The sequence below is a fragment of the Actinoplanes ianthinogenes genome, from assembly GCF_018324205.1.
Lineage (GTDB): Bacteria > Actinomycetota > Actinomycetes > Mycobacteriales > Micromonosporaceae > Actinoplanes > Actinoplanes ianthinogenes.
In genome coordinates, this window is sequence record NZ_AP023356.1 from 7474489 (window position 1) to 7491188 (window position 16700).

11 protein-coding genes are annotated in these 16700 nt (G+C 72.2%); 5 read left to right on the forward strand and 6 right to left on the reverse strand.

Annotation, left to right across the window (positions count from 1 at the left end; translation table 11 throughout):
* Positions 1 to 439: 439 nt before the first annotated feature.
* Positions 440 to 3373 (reverse strand): Ig-like domain-containing domain, encoded by a 2934-nt coding sequence (locus Aiant_RS33830; RefSeq protein WP_189333003.1) that lies wholly within the window; start codon positions 3371 to 3373, stop codon positions 440 to 442.
* A gap of 201 nt (positions 3374 to 3574) precedes the next feature.
* Between Aiant_RS33830 and Aiant_RS33835 the strand changes: the two genes are divergently transcribed.
* The 5 genes from Aiant_RS33835 to Aiant_RS33855 are packed head-to-tail and all read left to right on the forward strand — an operon-like array spanning position 3575 to position 9711.
* Positions 3575 to 5605, forward strand: coding sequence for a bifunctional aldolase/short-chain dehydrogenase (locus Aiant_RS33835; protein WP_189333004.1), 2031 nt, complete (start codon positions 3575 to 3577; stop codon positions 5603 to 5605).
* Positions 5602 to 6981, forward strand: a complete 1380-nt coding sequence (locus tag Aiant_RS33840) for a rhamnulokinase (RefSeq protein ID WP_189333005.1) — start codon at positions 5602 to 5604, stop codon at positions 6979 to 6981. Before Aiant_RS33835 ends, Aiant_RS33840 begins: the two co-directional genes overlap by 4 nt.
* A 2-nt stretch (positions 6982 to 6983) precedes the next feature.
* On the forward strand, positions 6984 to 7709 hold the full coding sequence (locus tag Aiant_RS33845; protein WP_189333006.1) for a (Fe-S)-binding protein: 726 nt from the start codon (positions 6984 to 6986) through the stop codon (positions 7707 to 7709).
* Positions 7706 to 9124, forward strand: a complete 1419-nt coding sequence (locus Aiant_RS33850) for a LutB/LldF family L-lactate oxidation iron-sulfur protein (protein WP_189333007.1) — start codon at positions 7706 to 7708, stop codon at positions 9122 to 9124. Before Aiant_RS33845 ends, Aiant_RS33850 begins: the two co-directional genes overlap by 4 nt.
* Positions 9121 to 9711 carry a LutC/YkgG family protein gene (locus tag Aiant_RS33855; protein WP_189333008.1) on the forward strand — a complete coding sequence of 197 codons (591 nt, stop codon included), beginning with the start codon at positions 9121 to 9123 and terminating at the stop codon, positions 9709 to 9711. Before Aiant_RS33850 ends, Aiant_RS33855 begins: the two co-directional genes overlap by 4 nt.
* Here the strand turns inward: Aiant_RS33855 and Aiant_RS33860 are convergent.
* From Aiant_RS33860 to Aiant_RS33880, 5 genes are read right to left on the reverse strand one after another with little or no spacing between them, the layout of a single operon-like run.
* Positions 9708 to 10337 (reverse strand): hypothetical protein, encoded by a 630-nt coding sequence (locus tag Aiant_RS33860; RefSeq protein WP_189333009.1) that lies wholly within the window; start codon positions 10335 to 10337, stop codon positions 9708 to 9710. The two genes, Aiant_RS33855 and Aiant_RS33860, sit on opposite strands and share 4 nt — an antisense overlap.
* Positions 10334 to 10876, reverse strand: a complete 543-nt coding sequence (locus tag Aiant_RS33865; RefSeq protein WP_189333010.1) for a hypothetical protein — start codon at positions 10874 to 10876, stop codon at positions 10334 to 10336. The genes Aiant_RS33860 and Aiant_RS33865 overlap by 4 nt, the downstream gene beginning before the upstream one ends.
* Complete coding sequence (locus Aiant_RS33870; protein WP_189333011.1) at positions 10876 to 12621, reverse strand: type IV secretory system conjugative DNA transfer family protein; 1746 nt, start codon at positions 12619 to 12621, stop codon at positions 10876 to 10878. The genes Aiant_RS33865 and Aiant_RS33870 overlap by 1 nt, the downstream gene beginning before the upstream one ends.
* Complete coding sequence (locus Aiant_RS33875; protein ID WP_189333012.1) at positions 12618 to 15185, reverse strand: LAGLIDADG family homing endonuclease; 2568 nt, start codon at positions 15183 to 15185, stop codon at positions 12618 to 12620. The genes Aiant_RS33870 and Aiant_RS33875 overlap by 4 nt, the downstream gene beginning before the upstream one ends.
* Complete coding sequence (locus tag Aiant_RS33880; RefSeq protein ID WP_189333013.1) at positions 15185 to 16699, reverse strand: SCO6880 family protein; 1515 nt, start codon at positions 16697 to 16699, stop codon at positions 15185 to 15187. Before Aiant_RS33880 ends, Aiant_RS33875 begins: the two co-directional genes overlap by 1 nt.
* Between the last annotated feature and the right edge of the window lies 1 nt (position 16700).

The window sequence follows — 16700 nt, forward strand, 5'->3', positions numbered from 1 at the left end:
TCCCGTCCCCGGTGAGGGCCGTAGGAGCCAGCCGGGATCATCGAGCTGGCGTTCATGGTCCTGTCTCGTGCCTGGTTGGGGCGGTGGGGGCCAGCCCGGGTTCCCCGGCTGGGCCTGATGGCCCTATCCCGTGCCTGGTTAGGGCGGTGGGAGCCAGCCGGGATCATCGAGCTGGCGTTCATGGTCCTGTCTCGTGGCTGGTTAGGGCGGTGGGGGCCAGCCGGGATCATCGAGCTGGCGTTTATGGTCCTGTCTCGTGCCTGGTTGGGGCGGTGGGGGCCAGCCCGGGTTCCCCGGCTGGGCCTGATGGCCCTATCCCGTGGCTGGTTGGGGCGGTGGGAGCCAGCCGGGATTCGGGGAGGCCCCTGGGCGGGTGGGACTGGCGAGAGGGCGGCGCGGGCGGGGTTGCAGCGCCGGGAGGGGCGGGCTTCGCAGAGGGTCACGGGCGGGGTTTCAGGAGGGTGATGCGGTTCGCGCCGAGTTCGGTGACGTAAAGATTGCCGGTGGCGACGTCTTCGGTGACGTCGAGCGGCTGGCTGAAACCGGTCAGGCCGGTGATGCCGGTGACCCGGTTGGTGAGGGCGCCGGAGGCGGCCACGTCGAAGGTTTCGATGTCCTGGCCGTCCGAGTAACGGACCACCAGCAGCTTGCCGTCGAGCAGCCCGCCTCGGTATTCGATCGCGCCGTCCGCCGAGGCGTGCAGGCCGGCGTCGTACGTGCCGGCCAGGTCCATGTTCGGGTCGGGGGCCACGCCGACCGGGTAGGCGGGGATCTGGAACGGGTCGGTGCCACCGGTCGGGTTGCCGCCGGCCAGGACCCACTCGCAGCGGACCGGGTTGGGGTGGCCGTAGTAGCGGCCCGGCTTCACGTCGAAGACGTAGTCGGTCTCGGCGGTCGGCACGTTGGTGAGCGCCGGGACCGCCGGGCCGGTGTAGCCGCGCCGGGCGCACGAGGCGGGCAGCGTGGCCGGGGTGGCCGGGGTGTTGCCGCCCGCGGCGGAACCGTTGGTCGGCGTGTACAGGTGCCCGTTGCGATGCCAGACCAGGTCGAACGCGTTGCGTACCCCGGTGGCGTACAGGGTCAGCGGCGCGCCGGTGGCGTACGGGTCGTAGGTCCCGCCCTCCTCGGTCTTCACGTCCAGCGGCAGACTCGCCGGCAGCCGGGCCGGGTCGAGGCGCAGCACCGCCGCGCTGAGCAGGCGTTCCGGCCGGTTGCCCCAGGTCGAGTCGGCCGCGCCCATGGCGTTGTTGGCGCCCTGGGTCAGGTACAGCGCGCCGTCCGGCCCGAACGCCAGCGAGTTGGTCTCGTGGTCCTTCACCGAGCGCGGCAGCCCGGTCACCACGGAGGTGTAGGTGCCCAGGTCCGCGCCGGTGAGCTTGCCGACCCGGCCGGACCAGTCGGGCACGTTGAGGGGTCCGACGTACTCGTAGTTGTCGGTGATCCAGAGGATCGGCGCGGACGCGGTGGACGCCGGGTCGAACGCCATCCCGATGATCGTGCGGGCCGGCGCGCCGGGCAGTCCGAGCGCCGACGCGTTGGCCCGGACCGTGCCGATGACCGTGGCCGTGCCGAGCGTGCCGTCCGCGTTGATCGGGAAGCGATGGATGTTCCCGTCCAGCGTGCCCGCGTACAGCCGTCCGTCCGGGCCCTTGACCACCGTGGTGAACGACGCGCCGGTGGCCACGCCGACGGTCTTGTCGAACGCGACCGGCCCGCCCGGGTTGCCGCCGGCGCCGGTGGTGAAGACGATCGAGTACGGCGCGAACGCCTTGCCGGTCACGTCGGTCACCGCGCTGGTGACGGTGAACCGGTACGCCGTGTTCGCGGCCAGCGGACCGGTCGGCGACAGGTTGATCACGTCCCCGCCGCCGCTGGTGATCGTGGTGGCCGGCACCGCCGTGCCGTCGCTGAGCCTGGTCAGGGTGACCGACGAGCTGGTCAGCGACGCGGCCGCGACGCCACCGTTGGGCAGCAGCAGGTCCTCGACCACGCTGGTGGTGAGCGAGACGCCGGCCGCCCCGTTGGCCGGGGTGCTGGTCCGCACCGCGGGCGTGGCGCCGGCCGCCGGGACGCTGAGCACGTCGATGTAGTCGAACTTGGTGTTGGTGCCGCCGGCCGGGCTGAGGGTCAGCTTGCCGTCGGTGACCCGCACGGTCCGGGTGGCGGTGGCGAACTTGACCGAGGCGGTCGGTACGAAGGCGGCGATCGCGTTCTGGTCCTCGACGTTCGCCCAGTGCACGCTGTTGACGGCGGTGCCCGCGTCACCGACCGCGACGGTCACCGTGTAGACGCCGGTCGGCACGGCCGCCTCCCAGGCGCCCGGGGTGGTCACGCCGGCCGATCCGGCCGGGAGCTGGGCGTGCATGAAGGTGGCCAGCCGTGGGTCGCTCTGCCCGGCGGCCGGGTTGCGGTTGCGGCCGTTGCCGGTGAGGTCGACCGGGGTGCCCTCGCCCAGGTCGACCCAGCCGTATCCGCGGGACGCCGTGTACGCCCCGCCGGAGTCCCGCACGTACCCGGTGGCCGGCGCGGTCGCCGCGTCCGAGAAGTCGACCTTCAGGGCGAACGCGGCCGGTGTGGCGCTGACCGTGGCCGAGGACCCGCCGTCGGAGGTGACCCGGTACGCGTACGCCGTCCCGTTGCTCACGGCGGTGTCGAGGTAGGACGCCTTGGTCGTGGTCGCCAGCAGCGTGCCGCCCCGGTAGACCTGGTAGCTCGCCGCGTTCCCGGTCCAGCTGAGCGCGACCTGGCTGTCGCCGGGCGTGGCGGTCAGCCCGGACGGCGGGTCGGCGTCGCTGCGGCTGATCTCGACGTAGTTCAGCTTGGTGTTGACGCCGCCCACCGCGTCGACGGTCAGCCGCCCGTCGGTGACCGGGACGGTGACCGTGGCCTGGCGGTACTCGGCGGCGGCGGTGGAGACGAATGCGCTGATCGCGGTGACGCCCTCGACCCGGACGGTGTGGTTGCTGTCGTAGGCCGGCTGGTCACCGGCGGAGACGGTCACCTGGTAGGTCCCGGCGGGCACGGCGTACTCCCACGCGCCCGCGGTGGCCACGCCGTTGCTGCCGTTCACGTCGCCGTACTGAAGATGAATGATCGTGTTGAGCCGGGCCTCGACGCTCGCGCGGGCCCGGTCGCGGGTGTTGCGGGTCAGGTCGAGCGGCACGTGGGTGCCGCTCAGGCTGTCCTGCCGCACCCACCCCTTGGTCCCGTCGTAGGCGGCGCCGGTGTCGGCGGTGTACCCGCTCGGGACCGCGGACGCGGCCGGCTGGAAGTTGATTTTCGCGATCGGGGTGACCGCGGCCCGGGCGGGCGCGGGAAGCGCGGCCACGAGAGCCACGCCGGCGACGGCAGCGATCCAGCGACGACGATGCATGGCGCTGAACGTCCCACACGCGGCCCGGGGGAGGGCTGTCGGAAATCCGCTGCCGTGGATATCTCCACCAGGGCGGTAATCAGGAAAGCGCGGACGATCATGTACGGATCCCGCGTATCCGGCGGCCTTGACCGGGGGTTGCCGGTGTGCGTAACCTGTCGGTAAATCTGAAACGTTTCACCAGGACGTATGGGGACCGCCATGACGAATCCCGCAGTCGCCGCGCTCATCGCCCGATCGCATCGCCTCGGTGCGGATCCGCGGACCACCAACTACGCCGGTGGCAACACCTCCGCCAAGGGCGCCGGCACCGACCCGGTCACCGGCGAGCCGGTCGAGCTGCTCTGGGTGAAGGGGTCCGGCGGCGACCTCGGCACGCTGACCGAGAACGGCCTCGCGGTGCTGCGGCTGGACCGGCTGCGCGCGCTGCCCGGCGTCTACCCGGGCGTCGAGCGCGAGGACGAGATGGTCGCCGCGTTCGACTACTGCCTGCACGGCCGGGGTGGCGCCGCGCCGAGCATCGACACCGCGATGCACGGGCTGGTCGACGTGCCGCACGTCGATCACCTGCACCCGGACGCCGGCATCGCGATCGCCACCGCCGCCGACGGGCCCGCGCTGACCGAGGAGATCTTCGGCGACCGGGTGCTCTGGGTGGACTGGCGGCGGCCCGGCTTCCAGCTCGGGCTGGACATCGCCGCGGTGCAGAGGGCGAACCCGCAGGCGATCGGGGTGATCCTGGGCGGACATGGGATCACCGCGTGGGGCGCCACCAGCGACGAGTGCGAGGCGAACTCGCAGGAGATCATCGGCATCGCCGCCCGCTACATCGCAGACAAAGGCAAGGAAGCACCCTTCGGACCTCGTATCATAAAAAATCTGGACAAAACGGTGCGACGAACAAAAGCCGCCGACCTGTTCCCGATCATTCGCGGCCTGGCCTCCACCGACCGCCCGCAGGTCGGCCACTTCACCGACGACGACGTAGTCCTCGACTTCGTCGGCAGCGAACGCCTGAAAGAGCTGGCCGCCCTGGGCACCAGCTGCCCGGACCACTTCCTGCGCACCAAGGTCAAGCCCTTGGTCCTGGACACCGCCCCGGACGCCCCGCTGGACGAGGTGACCACGCGGCTCAAGGAGCTGCACGAGGCCTACCGCGCCGACTACCGCGCCTACTACGACCGCCACGCCACCCCGGACAGCCCGGCCATCCGCGGCGCCGACCCGGCCATCGTCCTGGTCCCCGGCATCGGCATGTTCTCCTTCGGCGCGAACAAGCAGACCGCCCGCGTCGCCGGCGAGTTCTACGTCAACGCGATCAACGTGATGCGCGGCGCCGAGGCGATCTCCCGCTACGCCCCGATCGACGAGGCGGAGAAGTTCCGGATCGAGTACTGGTCCCTGGAGGAGGCCAAACTCCAGCGGATGCCGAAGCCGAAACCCCTGTCCACCCGGGTCGCCTTCGTCACCGGCGGCGGCTCCGGCATCGGCCGGGCGATCGCCCTGCGGCTGGCCGCCGAAGGCGCGTGTGTGGTGGTCGCCGACCGGGACGCGGCGACCGCGGAGACCGTCGCCCGGGAGATCGGCGGCACCGACGCGGCCATCTCCGTCACCGCCGACGTCACCGACGCCGCGGCGGTCGAGGCTGCTGTGAACGAGGCGGTGCTCGCCTTCGGCGGCGTCGACCTGATCGTCAACAACGCCGGGCTGTCCATCTCCAAGCCGCTGCTGGAGACCACCGAGCAGGACTGGGACCTCCAGCACGACGTGATGGCCAAGGGCTCGTTCCTGGTCGCCAAGGCGGCGGCCAGGATCCTGATCGCGCAGGGGATGGGTGGCGACATCGTCTACATCTCCAGCAAGAACTCGCTGTTCGCCGGCCCGGACAACGTCGCCTACGGCGCCGCCAAGGCCGACCAGGCGCACCAGGTCCGCTTGCTGGCCGCCGAGCTCGGCGCTTTCGGCGTACGCGTGAACGGCATCAACCCGGACGGCGTCGTCCGCGGCTCGGGCATCTTCGCCGGCGGCTGGGGCGCCCAGCGTGCCGCCGTCTACGGCGTGCCGGAGGAGAGGCTGGGCGAGTTCTACGCCCAGCGCACCCTGCTCAAACGCGAGGTGCTGCCGGAGCACGTGGCCAACGCGGTCTTCGTGCTCACCGCCGGCGACCTGTCGCACACCACCGGCCTGCACATCCCCGTCGACGCCGGCGTCGCGGCGGCGTTCCTGCGATGACGCACCGGTTCGCCGCGGTCGACCTCGGCGCGTCCAGCGGGCGCGTCGTGGCCGGCACGTTCCATGACGGCAAGCTGGAGCTCGACGTCGTGCACCGGTTCGCCAACGAGCCGGTGCACGCCGGCGGCACCCTGCACTGGGACATCCTCAGCCTCTACAAGGGTGTGCTCGACGGGCTGGGCAAGGCCGGTCCGGTGGACAGCATCGGGATCGACTCCTGGGCGGTCGACTACGGCCTGATCGACGCGTCCGGGGCACTGCTCGGCAACCCGGTGCACTACCGGGACGCGCGCACCGACGGGATCGCCGGCCGGGTGCGCGATCTCTACCCGATCTCCGGGCTCCAGAGGCTGCCGTTCAACACGGTCTACCAACTGCTCGCCGCGGCCGGCACCCCGCAGTACCGGGCCGCCGCGAAACTGCTGATGATCCCGGACCTGCTCGCCTACTGGCTGACCGGGGAGACGGGAGCGGAGTACACCAACGCGTCGACCACGGGACTGCTCGATGTGCGTACCGGAAACTGGTCCTGGTCCTTGATCGAGGACCTGGGGTTGCGGGCGGACCTGTTCCCGGCGATCCGTCGCCCCGGCGACCTGATCGGACATTTCCACGGGACGCCGGTGGTCGCGGTGGGCTCGCACGACACGGCTTCGGCCGTGGTCGCGGTCCCCGCGGACCACAACAATTTCGCGTACGTCTCGAGCGGCACCTGGTCACTCGTCGGGCTGGAGCTGGCGCATCCGGTGCTCAGCGACGCGTCGCGGGAGGCGAACTTCACCAACGAGGGCGGGGTCGACGGGACGGTTCGCTACCTGCGCAACGTGATGGGGCTGTGGCCGCTCCAGGAGTGCATGCGGGAGTGGGGCTCGCCGGATATCTCGGACCTGCTCGCCGCGGCAGCCCGGGAGCCCGCGTTGCGGCGGGTGGTCGACCTGGACGATCCGGTCTTCCTGCCGCCCGGCGACATGTCTTCGCGCCTCTGCCGGGCCGCCGGCATGCCGCCCGATGTCTCCCCGGCCACGATCACCCGCTGCGTCCTGGACAGCCTGGCGCTCGCCCACCGGCGTGCGGTGCGCCAGGCCGGGGAGCTGGCCGGCGTCACGCCGAGCGCCCTGCACCTGGTCGGCGGCGGCGCCCGCAACGAGCTGCTCTGCCGGCTGACCGCGGACGCCACCGGACTCCCGGTGCTCGCCGGGCCGGTGGAGGCCACCGCGCTCGGTAATGTGCTGGTGCAGGCGCGCGCGGCCGGAGTCGTGTCCGGCGGGCTCGATGCGATGCGCGCGCTGGTGCGGCAGACTCAACAGATCACGCGTTACGAGCCGTGCGGCGACGACGCCCCGTGGCGGGCCGCCGCCGCCCGAGTGGGGAGGTGACCGTGCGGATCGCGCTGTTCGCGACCTGCCTCGCCGACACGCTCTTCCCGGAGGCCGCCAAGGCCACCGTCCGGCTGTTGGAGCGGCTCGGGCACGAGGTGGTCTTCCCCTTCGACCAGACCTGCTGCGGGCAGATGCACGTCAACACGGGCTTTCAGAGGGACGCGGTGCCGCTGGTGAAACGGTATGTGTCGACCTTCGACCCGTTCGACGTGATCGTCGCGCCGTCCGGATCGTGTGTCGGGTCGATCCGACATCAGCACGCCATGGTCGCCGCCGACGCGGGGGAGGCCGGCCTGGCGGCGCGGGCCGAGGACGTCGGCAGGCGCACCTACGAGCTGTCCGAGCTGCTGATCGACGTGCTCCAGGTGGAGGACGTCGGCGCCCGCTACCCGCACCGGGTGACCTACCACCCGACCTGCCACAGCCTGCGGATGATCCGGGTCGGCGACAAACCGCTGCGGCTGCTGCGCCGGGTGCGCGGGCTGGAGCTGGTCGAGCTGCCGGCCGCCGAGCAGTGCTGCGGCTTCGGTGGCACCTTCTCGGTCAAGAACGCGGAGACGTCGGCGGCGATGCTCGCCGACAAGATGACCGCCATCGTGTCGACCGGCGCATCGGTCTGCACGGCCGGGGACGCCTCCTGCCTGATGCACCTCGGTGGTGGCCTGTCACGAAGGGACGCCGGTGTGAGAACCGTGCACCTGGCCGAGATTCTGGCCTCGACATGAGCACTTTCCTGGGCATGCCGGCGACCGCCCCGCGCGGCGTCGGGCACCTGCGCGGCGACGAGCCGTTCCCGGCCGCCGCGCACAGGGCACTGGCCGACGAGCAGCTGCGGAACAACCTGCGGCACGCGACCACCACGATCCGTGGCAAGTCCGGCCGGGTGATCGCGGAACTGCCGGACTGGCAGGAGCTGCGCTCGGCCGGTTCGGCGATCAAGGCCGACGTGCTGTCGCGACTCCCGGACCTGCTGGAGGAGCTGGAGGCGCGCGTCGTCGAGCGCGGCGGGGTGGTGCACTGGGCGGCCGACGCGAACGAGGCGAACCGGATCGTCACCGAGCTGGTCCGGGCCACCGGCAGCGAGCGGGTCATCAAGGTCAAGTCGATGGCCACCCAGGAGATCGCGCTCAACGAGGCCCTGGAGGCGGCCGGGATCCAGCCGGTGGAGACCGATCTGGCCGAGCTGATCGTGCAGCTCGGCCAGGACAAGCCGAGCCACATCCTGGTGCCGGCCATCCACCGGAACCGCTCCGAGATCCGGGAGATCTTCCTCAAGGCGATGCCCGGGGTGGACCCGGCGCTGACCGACGACCCGCCGGTGCTCGCGGCGGCCGCCCGGAAATACCTGCGCGAGACGTTCCTGTCGACGAAGGTGGCGATCAGCGGGGCGAATTTCGGCGTCGCCGAGACCGGCACCCTGGCCGTGGTCGAGTCGGAGGGCAACGGGCGGATGTGCCTGACCCTGCCGGACACCCTGATCACCGTGATGGGCATCGAGAAGGTCGTGCCCACCTGGCAGGACCTGGAGGTCTTCCTGCAACTGCTGCCGCGGGCGTCGACCGGGGAGCGGATGAACCCCTACACGACCATGTGGACCGGGGTGACGCCGGGCGACGGGCCGCAGGACTTCCACCTGGTGCTGCTCGACAACGGGCGCAGCGCGGTCCTGGCCGATCCGCGGGGACGGACGGCGCTGCACTGCATCCGGTGCTCGGCCTGCCTCAACGTGTGCCCGGTCTACGAGCGGACCGGCGGGCACGCGTACGGGTCGGTGTATCCGGGACCGATCGGCGCGGTGCTGTCGCCGCAGCTGACCGGCGTCGAGGACAACGCCTCGCTGCCGTTCGCGTCCTCGCTCTGCGGCGCCTGCTTCGACGCCTGCCCGGTGAAGATCGACATCCCGTCGATGCTGGTGCACCTGCGTAACCAGGCGCCGCATCCGCGCAGCGAGAGGGCGGCCATGCGGGCGGCGGCGTACACGATGGAGCGGCCGAAGCTGTACGCCCGGGCGCAGCGCGCCGCGAAACTCGCGCGGATCGCCGGGCGGCGGGGGCTTGGGCTTCCCCTCGGCTGGAACGAGGCCCGGGACCTCCCGGAGATACCCGAGCAGACCTTCCGGGACTGGTGGGCGTCGCGATGAGCGCGAAAGATCTGATCCTGAGCCGGGTCCGGGCGGCGTTGCGGGACGCGCCCGCCCCGGGACCGGTGCCGCGGGAGTACCGGCGCTCGTTCCCGGCCGCCGATCTCGACGTGCTGGTGGACCGGCTCGTGGACTACAAGGCATCGGTGCGGCGGGTCGCCGTGGGCGAGGTTGCGGCGGTGGTCGCGGAGATCGTGGGCGGGACCGTGGTCGTACCGGAAGGGTTGCCCCTGTCGTGGCGCCCGGAGGGCGTCCTGGTCGACGACGGTCTGACGCCGGACCGCATCGCCGCGGCCGACGCGGTCCTGACCGGCGCGGCGGTCGCCGTCGCCGAGACCGGGACCATCGTGCTGGACGCGTCGCCGGACCAAGGGCGGCGGATCATCACGCTGCTGCCGGACGTGCACGTCGTCGTGCTGCGGCCGGACCAGGTGGTGGCCTCGGTGCCGGAGGCCGTCGCCCGCCTCGACCCGGCACGCCCGCTGACCTGGATCAGCGGGCCGTCGGCGACCAGCGACATCGAGCTGAACCGGGTGGAGGGGGTGCACGGCCCCCGCCACCTGTACGTGTTGCTGCTCGACTCCTAAAGGCTCTCCAGGTCCTGCAGAGCGCTCACCAACGGTCCCGCCGGGAGGACCGCGAGCAGGTCGAGGGTGCCCCCGGCCGGACTGAAGACGACGATGACAGCGCCGCCGGCGGCACCGAGCGGCACGACGACCCGCCGGTGGTCGCCGAGCACCGGCTGGCCGGGCGCCGAAACCAGAGCGGCCCCGGTCTGCCGGCCGGCGGCGATCGCCACCAGAGCCTCGGCGATGACCGCGCAGACGGCGGGCGGCTGCTCCTCACGGATCCGCAGGAGATCGTCGAGCGCGGCCGGCCAGGCGGTGATCTGCCGGCCCCTGGCCGGCGGCGCGACGGTTCGCGCCGGCGGGGTCACGCCGAGCAGTTCGGCCAGCATCCCCAGGGTGACCTTCCCGGTGCCGCGGGGATTGCGGCGCCGGCGGTCCAGCTCGACGACGTGGGCGGCGTCCTCCAGGGCCTGCGCGGCGTCGGTCAGCCGCTCGAACAGCGGCCACGGCAGGATGACCGCCTCGGCGCGGTGGTGACGACCGAAAGCGAACAGGCCGCGGGGTCCATGGACCCGGAAGGCGCGCAGCATGTCGGTCAACTGGCTGCGGGTCTGCACCAGCCCGCGGATGGTGGTGGGGATCATCGTGGGGGAGTCCTCGGTTCGGTATCCCCCGAGTGAGCAAGTTTACGGCGGTCCACGTCCTGTGCGACGAACGCGGCCACCTGTGGATCGGGCGCCCAGGCGCGCGCCGGCCGGTCCTGATGCACCCGGTTGTCGACGCAGCCACGCCAGCCCGCCCGCGCCTGCAACCGGTCGACCGTCGGCCACAGCCACCGGTCGTGCCAGGCGACCAGATCGTCCCGCGGCTCCGCCGGACCGTCGCGATACGCGGCATGCCACGACGCCATCAGGGCGGTCAGCTCCTCCACGGCGATCGGATGCCGGAACCAGCACGGCGGGATCGTGGCCGCCGTGCCGGTCAGGTCGTACCGCGGCACCAGCCAGTCGACCCAGTCGATCAGCTCCGCCCACAGGTGCGCCGCCGTCTCCGCGTCCGCGTCGCGCCACGACCAGCGCCTGCTCCCGGGCGCGGCGCTCAACTGCTCGACCGCGGCGGTCAGGTCGTCCACGTCCAGGCGCAGCAGGGCGACCTCCTCGGCGATCCCGCCGATGTCGCTCATCAGGCCGTCCTCTCCGGCTGCTGCGCCGCGCGGATCGCGGCGGCATCCTTACGCCGCCACCACGGCCGCAGCCGGACCAGCGCCGGGCTCATGTTGCGATAGAACAGCAGCGCCTCACCGACCGGCAGGGTGAGGATCTTCTCCGGTGGCAGCACCCGCTCCCGCTCCTCGCTCTCGGTGACCGACCCCGGCTGGTCGGCCGCGTGCGTGGTCGAGGTCCGGCGTACCCGCCGCTCGCCGCACAGCTTCGACAACTGCTCCAGATCGTTGGCGTCGGCCAGGCCACCGAGCACCAGCTTGACCGTCGCCGCCGCCCACAGCGCACCGTAGCCCTTCTCGCCCCACCGGTCACGACCCTGATCCGGCGACTGGATCAGCACCATCACGGTCACGCCGCGGCCGCCCGAGTCACTCATCAGCCCGGCCAGGCTCGGCAGCGGCGCGACGTTCGCGGCCTCGTCCAGGACCAGGCGCAACGGCGGGTCGAGCCGGCCCTGCGGCCGGCGCTGCGACATCCGCTTCGCGACCTTGACGATGTGGTCGGCGAGCGCGGTGACGAACGGCGCCGTCGAGCCGTCGTCACCCTCACTGAGCAGGTACAGCGTGCCCCGCTCGGCCAGGAACCGCTCGACGTCGAGACCCTCGTCCGGCCCCGGCGTCACCGCGGCCATCACCCGGGGCGACGCCAGCGGCTTGAGCACCAGGCCCAGCGTCATCTTGGTGCTCGACACCGTCTCCGGGGCGCCCCGCACGAAGGTGCGCAACGCACCGTGCCAGCCGGGAGCGGCCCGGTCGTCGCCGTGCAGGATGTCCAGCGGCTCGTCGTTGTCGAAGTCGGCCGCCCAGGCCGCCACGTCCCGCATCGTCCGGCCGCCGAGCGCGGCGGCGTGCAGCAGGCACCGCAGCACCGTGTCGGCGCCCTGGGTGAAGAAGTCACCGTTCTTCGTCTCGCCCAGCGGCACCGCGGCGACGAACGCCCGCGACCGCTCCGACGCGACCCCCGGATCCTCGCAGCCGGCCACCGGCGACCAGCGCAACTGCTCCGGCCAGCCGGCGATGTCCTCCGGATCGAAGACGTGCACCGGCCGGTCCTCGGTGCCCCGCATCGCCGCGGTCAGCCGGACCAGCTCCGCCTTGGTCGAGGTGGCGACCACCGCCCCCGGCGCGTCGAGGATCGCGCTGACCGCGAACCACAGGGTCTTGCCCATCCGGGGCGGGCCGATCAGCAGGAGTGAATCCTCGTGCTGGGCATAGAGCGGCCCGGCCGGATGCGTCGCCAGGAACATCGCCCAGGACGCCGGATCGGGGTTCTTCGCCTGGGCCAGCGACGGCCGCACCTGCCGCGCCTTGCGGATCGCGGCACCCTTCAGCAGCGTCGCGCGCAACTGGGCCGGGGTGGCCAGCCCGTCCGGCTGCCGGCCGCCCGCCCGGCGCAGCTGCCACCAGAGCAGCAGGCCGGCCGGCACACCGACCAGGATCAGGACGAGCAGCCACACCAGCGGCGCCGGCGGCAACTCGCCCCGCACCGCCTCCGGATAGCCGGCCAGCGGATCGACCGGCGACGTCCGCACCGCCCGGATCGAGTCGGCGAACCGGATCGCCGGGTGGTGACCGGTCAGCGCCGCAGCGCCCCGCACCGCGAAGTGGAACACCGCCGCGACCGCGATCAGCGCGCCGAACAGGATCAGCACCAGGTTCAGCAGCGTGTCGTTCGACCTGCCGCCCGGCGCCCGGCCGCCGCTCACGCGCCGACCTCCACACCGCTGAGGTCCGCCTCCTCGTCCCGGACGATCACCCCGGTCCCGGTCATCGCGGCATCCGTGTTGGTCAACTCCACCTCCAGGTCGGAGCGCAGATGCGACACGATGATCGGATCCGCGGAACCGATCTTGACCAGCGGCGTGCCCTTCGGCAGTTCCAGCAGGATGCCCATCGCCGTCGACGGCAGGTTGAACAGGCGCACACACTCGCGGGCGTCGTCCTCCTTCGCCTGCCCGTAGATGAACACCGTCTCCGCCTCCTTGACCATCGCGATCGCCGGCGAATCCGCCGGCACGTCGGAGATGTGGTGCACCGCCACCACGTTGCACAAGCCGAGACCACGAGCGAGCTTCCAGTTGCGCCGGGCGACCTTGGCGAAGCTGCCCTCGATCAGGTGCCAGCCCTCCTCCACCACGAAGATCGTCTGCACCGGCTCGTCCTGGTTGGCCAGCACGTTCATCAGCCAGGTGTTGATGATGCTCATCACGATCGGCAGCGCCGGCCCGGTCTCCGGCAGCGCGGAGACGTCGAAGACGGTCAGCCCGGCGTCGAGGTTGACGTTCGCGCTCGTCGGCGCGTCGACCAGCCCGGCCAGGTCCTCCTCGATCATCCGCTCCAGCTCGAACGCGGCGTCGTAACCCCACTCCAGCAGCCGCGCCACGTCGACCCGAGCCTCCCGCGCCGCGTCGGCGTCGGGCTGCAACAGCGCGGCGACGATGTCCCCGATCACCGCCGCCCGGCCCTGCTCCCCGGCCCGCCGCAGAGCGGTCCGGTGAGCCACCCGCAGCGCCTTGCCCTCCTTCGGGGTCAACGGCCGCTCCAGCGCCTCGGCGAGCACCGCGCGCAGCAGCATCGACTGCCCGGCCGGCGACGCCTCGCCGACCGCCTCCCGCGCCGAGATCGCCGGATCCAGGACGTTGATCCGGCTGCCGGTGCCGTCCAGGGTGAACTTGATCGGCTCGACCCCGAACTGGCGGGCGGTCGGGGCGTACTCACCCTCCTTGGTCTTGCCGTCCAGCTTCTTGTCGATGACCACGACCCGCCGCCCGAGCAACAGCTGCCGCAACACCGCCCACGTCTTGAGCAGCGAGGAGTTGTGTGTCGGGATCAGCTCCCGGCCGGCCAGGAACATGCCGCTTTCAGCGGCGACCTGGATGCAGCGGACCGGGATGCTGGGCACCGGACGTACCTCGGTGATGTAGCGGTAGCCGGTCCGGGCTCGCAGGTGGTGCTTCTTGTGGTTAGGCCGGAGGACTTCTGCTCCGGCGGTGAACGTCACCATCCACTTCGCCCCACGGTCACGCCCCGCAAGCTTGGCGCGTCGCTCGCGCATCGTCGCCGGGAAACCGAGCGACAGAGCCAGCTCCCACACGTCCCGGGCGAGCCGCGGGTGCGTCAGCGTGATCCGCGCCCGGCCGCCCGGGCTGATCGTCCCGTCGGTGTCGAGCAGCCCGGCCAGCAACGCGCGGCGCTGCGTCAGACCGGCACGCAGGTAGGCGACCGGGATGTGCTTGTCACCGAACACCCCGAGCTCGCGCAGTCCGCCGGCCAGTGACGCCCCGAGGACGTACGGCGGCACCGGCAGGTTCCCCTCCGGCATCTGTAACGGCCCGGCCGTGGCGACGGCATGGTTGAGCCGGCCGCCGGACCGCAGCGTCGCCGCGATCTGCCGCGTCGTCACAGGCCGCCGCTCCGCGCCGCCCGCACGCCGGTGACCCTCCGGCCGGGCTTCGAGCACGGCCACCGCAGCCGGCTGCTCGGTGGTGCCGCGCCGGACCCGCTGCGGTGGGCGGTGCCGCTCTTTCGCGGCTCGGGTCCGGTCGGCGAGGGTCTCGGTCACCCACAGATGGTCGGCGTCGGCGATCACCGATGAGCCGTCGGAGAACACCACCTCGTAGCAGGGCCGGTCGTGCATCACCGCGGAGACCGCGATCACCGGAGTCGGGCGTCCGTGCTCGTCGAAGACGTGATCTCCCGGCGTCAGCTCGCCCATCGTGCTCCACCCGCCGGGCGTCGCGACCGGCGTACCGACGTCCAGCGCCTTGCCCTTGCCGACGTCGCCGATGACGATGACGTTCGGGCTGGTGATGACGCCGTCGAAGTAGGCCTCGAACGGGTCGTGGGTGACGCTCTGACCGGTCTCCGCGTCCTGGCCGATGATCAGGCCGCGCGGCGAGGTCGGCGGCGCGGCGACGGCGATGTTCAGCGCCTCGGCCTGCCGGGTCGTGGACTTGATGCCACGGACCCGGGGCTCGTAGAAGCCCTGCCCGTCCAGCCACCGGTTGCGGCGCACCGCGCCGGCCGGGCGTGGGGCGGCCTGCGCCCTGGCCTCCTTGGCCTCCTTGGCCTTTTTGGCCTTTGTGGCCGGCGGCGGGCCGGCCGGCTTCGTGCCGCTGCGGCCGGTGCCCTCGGCGGCCGGGGGTGAGCCGGTGACCTTTGCTCCGTGGCGGTCGGTGCCGCCGGCGGCCGGGGGTGTCAGGGGGCCGGGCACCCAGCCGGTCTTGGGGGTCCGCGCCGGCTTGCGCCGGCCGGAGAACGGCCACGCCATCAGGCCACCTCCATCCCACGCCACAGCGGCCAGGTGGCGACCGCCGCCGTGTCGTGCTCCGTGTCGTACCAGTCGAGGTAGGCGATGCCGCACTCGCTGGCCTTCTCCTCCACCCGCTCGCAGGCCTCCCGCAGCAGCTCACGGCCCGGCGCGCTGACCGACACGAACAGCGCGTAGTTGACGCCGTGGTGCCCGCTGCCCGGCCGCAGGTCGTGCAGGCGCTGCTGGGACGCGGTCATCTGCAACTCACGGGAGCCGTCGGACACCAGGCCCTCGTCCGCGGCGGTCCGTGCCGAGCTGCGGTCCTGCGCGACGTCGGAGACCGCCTGCGGCCGGGCCCGCCGGACCGGCACGAAATCCATCAACACCGTTACGGTACGGATGACGGCCGGCGTCACGTCGGTCAGCAGCGGCGCCAGCCACCGCATGTGCACCGGCTCCGGGGTGATCGCGTCGGCGGGGATGTGCGCCACGCGGGTGTGCCACTTGTCGTTGTAGATCACCGCGTCCCGGGTGGCCCGGCTCGCCTGCCAGCAGGTCGCCAGGTCGACGTCGCCGTGGTCGTCGATGAGGAAGTCGGGGTCCTGCACGGCGCGCAGCAGCGCGGCGAGGCGGCGTTCGCCGAGCCCGCGCGGGTTGCGCAGCCCGGCGTTGCGGGCGAGGACGGCGACCCGGGCCATCTCGTTGTAGACCACGCGGCACCACGCGTCGTCGCCCTTGCCGTACATGGCGCTGGTGGCGAAGAAGCGTTTGCCCAGCGGGATCCGGACCACGATGAAGTTGCGGTGCTGTTCGCTGACCGAGGCGGTCATCCGGATGAGCTGCGCGTAGGAGCTCTTCAGGACCTCCGGGACGCCGGCCGGGACCTTCCGGGCGATCCAGCGCTCGTGTTCGGCGGAGTCGAGCGGGACCACCCGGTTGAACAGTTGCAGCCCGCGGACCAGGCTGGAGTCCTTGGCCAGGGCGGCGCAGAGCTTGCCGAAGCGGGCGGCGGCCTGGTCGTACTCCCACTCCTCGCGCAGGCCGCCGGAGAGGCCGTCGACCTCCATCACCGCGGACAGGTAGTCGGGGGTGTTGGCGTTGGTGTGGTGGATGACGGCGAGCGGGCCGGCGCCGGCCTCGTAGGTGAGCACCCGGACCTGCCCGACGCCGTCCGGGACGGCGCGGGGCGGGACCGGGCGGCGCCGTTCGCCGCCCTTGCGCCGGGTGGTGCGTACCGTGGCTTCGGCGCCGATCGGCGCGAACCAGGACAGCAGCCGGCGGCGCCGGTTGAGCCACCGCAGTTCGCGCACCAGCAGGGCGGCGACGCTGCGCCGGCCGAACCGCCAGAACAGCACGACCGCGCAGCCGAAGATGGCGAAGCCGGTGAGTATGGCGGAGATGGTGCCGCCGAGCAGCATCAGCGCGCCGAGGAAGAGCCCGATCAGCAGACCGATGTTCTCCAGGCGGGTGCGTTTGCCGCCCAGCAGGCCACGGCCGCGCAACTCACCGCCGAGCAGGGCAGTACGTGGCATC

Coding starts and splice junctions, on each gene's coding strand:
- Aiant_RS33850 (WP_189333007.1), top strand. CDS start 7,706: ATGAGCACTTTCCTGGGCATGCCGGCGACCGCCCCGCGCGGCGTCGGG.
- Aiant_RS33835 (WP_189333004.1), top strand. CDS start 3,575: ATGACGAATCCCGCAGTCGCCGCGCTCATCGCCCGATCGCATCGCCTC.
- Aiant_RS33840 (WP_189333005.1), top strand. CDS start 5,602: ATGACGCACCGGTTCGCCGCGGTCGACCTCGGCGCGTCCAGCGGGCGC.
- Aiant_RS33880 (WP_189333013.1), bottom strand. CDS start 16,699: ATGCCACGTACTGCCCTGCTCGGCGGTGAGTTGCGCGGCCGTGGCCTG.
- Aiant_RS33830 (WP_189333003.1), bottom strand. CDS start 3,373: ATGCATCGTCGTCGCTGGATCGCTGCCGTCGCCGGCGTGGCTCTCGTG.
- Aiant_RS33855 (WP_189333008.1), top strand. CDS start 9,121: ATGAGCGCGAAAGATCTGATCCTGAGCCGGGTCCGGGCGGCGTTGCGG.
- Aiant_RS33860 (WP_189333009.1), bottom strand. CDS start 10,337: ATGATCCCCACCACCATCCGCGGGCTGGTGCAGACCCGCAGCCAGTTG.
- Aiant_RS33875 (WP_189333012.1), bottom strand. CDS start 15,185: ATGGCGTGGCCGTTCTCCGGCCGGCGCAAGCCGGCGCGGACCCCCAAG.
- Aiant_RS33865 (WP_189333010.1), bottom strand. CDS start 10,876: ATGAGCGACATCGGCGGGATCGCCGAGGAGGTCGCCCTGCTGCGCCTG.